This window comes from uncultured Campylobacter sp. (assembly GCF_938045535.1).
Lineage (GTDB): Bacteria > Campylobacterota > Campylobacteria > Campylobacterales > Campylobacteraceae > Campylobacter_B.
On sequence record NZ_CALIMQ010000323.1, the window covers coordinates 1 to 2,100 of the forward strand.

Consider the following 2,100-nt stretch of genomic DNA (forward strand, 5'->3'; position numbering starts at 1 on the left):
CTTATTGTATCGCCCTATTTCGTATCTAAATTTGCAACATTAAATTCAATATAAATCATGCTTATATTTTGCATTAATTTAATATTGTAGTAGTATTGACAATGATTATCTCATCTGATATAATAACGCGAAAATTTTATCAGATTTTAGGAGTTAAATTTTGAAAGTTTTTACTCTCTCTCTCTCTCTCTCTCTCTCTCTGAAGCTGCAGCCGCCCTACTTTTATTGAGCGCCGCAAATCCAGCCATAGCCGACGAGCAAACTAAGCAAAGCGTAAATCTCGGCGAAGTAGAAGTTACCGCAAACAAAATAAGTGAAAATTTAAAGGATGTGCCACAAAGTATCAGCGTCGTAAGTGATACTGAGCTACAAGAGCGCGAAGTTAAAAGCGTCGAGGAGCTGGTAAAAACTATGCCAAACATTACCGGTGTGGGCGGGATGTATGAGGGTATCAGTACTAGAGGACTCAATCCTTCGATATATACGAGTTCTAACCCCGTTACGGTCTATGTCGGCGGCGTAGCACAAAGCAACAAAGACGCAGCCTATATCCCCGTTACAAATATTGATCACGTTGAGGTTTTGCGAGGTCCTAGCAGTGCGATCTACGGCAAAGACTCAATCGGCGGCATCATCAATATCGTTTTAAAAGAACCGACTAACGAGTGGAGCGGCAGCGTCGGCACCGAATACGGCTCGCACAAATACATGCTGGGTCTTTTTGAAACCAGCGGCGCGCTGATTGATGATAAACTATTTCTAGGCTTAAACGGCTCGGCGTCCAAAGAGGACGGCTGGATCATCAACGATCTAAACGGCGATAAAGCCAACGACAAGAAAAATTACAATTTCGGCTTAAATTTAAAAGTAGCGCCGACCGATCGTTTTACGGTTAAAATTTACGGCGATCTTTTTCACCGCCAGGACAACTCGCTCGACGAGCTTTTTATCCCAAAATCGAGATTTGGCAATATCTCAAAAAGCGAAGCCAAGCATATAAACTTAGAAACTCCCGCCCGCGTAAAGCAAACCTCTAGCTCGGGAGCGTTAGATCTAAAATATGAATTTGACAAATTTGACGCGACCTCGGCTACGACCTTTCGTAGAGCCAAAAAAGACGGGCTTTACGACGAGGATTTCGGTAGTAAAATAACCTATCTCGACCCCGATCACTACGGGCTAATTACATTTTTAAATTCTAAAAATGATACCTTCTCCGAGGAACTTAGATTTAGTAGCGTAGGCGAGCAAAGCTTCAAATGGGTTGGTGGACTTTATTACGAAAACGAAAAGCAAGTCTTCGGCCCGATCGGCGACCAATACGGCGACGGCGGTAGGACGATAGTCGAGGATTGGCCTTCGGTCAATCGCGCGCAGACAGCATCGGTATTCGGTCAGATCATCTATCCGATCACGAGCAAATTTGATGCTACGCTTGGCGGCAGGTATCAGCAGATCAGAAAACACACAAAGGTCGATTACTTTTCATACGAGCTGGGACACAATCCCGGTGCGCCCGCGTTTTCGATGGACGAAAAAGCGACATTTAGGACGTTTTTGCCAAAAATCGCACTTGGATACGATATCACCGACGAGCTAAATATTTACGCGATGTATTCAAAGGGCTATCTAGCCGGCGGCTTTAATTTCTACACCACTGGCGGCAGCAGGGAGGATAATAAATTTGACGCACAGACAAGTGACGACTATGAAATCGGTGTAAAGGGTTCGTATGAGAGCTTTAGATTTTCTACCGCGCTATTTTATATGGACATCAAGGGCACGCATATATTTTATACCGACCCCAATAACCCCAACATCTACTCGACCGCAAACGCTGATAAATCAAAATCTATGGGCGTGGAATTTGAAGGCGTCGCAAAAGCAAGCAAAGAGCTTGATATAAATTTAGCCGCGAGTCTGCTAAAGACCAAATACGGAAATTACATCAACAAAGACGGCACGAACAATAAAGGCAATAAAATCGAGAAAAACCCCGAGTATAAGCTCTCTTTGGGCGCGTCATACTACGCTCCGATGGGAATTTATACAAGACTGGACGGAAATATGATAGGCAAGACCTACTTCGATGCTCAAAAT

At 43.9% G+C, this 2,100-nt stretch carries 1 protein-coding gene; it reads left to right on the forward strand.

Annotated features, from left to right (window positions below):
• Positions 1-225: 225 nt before the first annotated feature.
• A partial coding sequence (locus Q0095_RS09985; protein WP_297883363.1) for a TonB-dependent receptor occupies positions 226-2,100 on the forward strand: 1,875 nt, incomplete at its 3' end.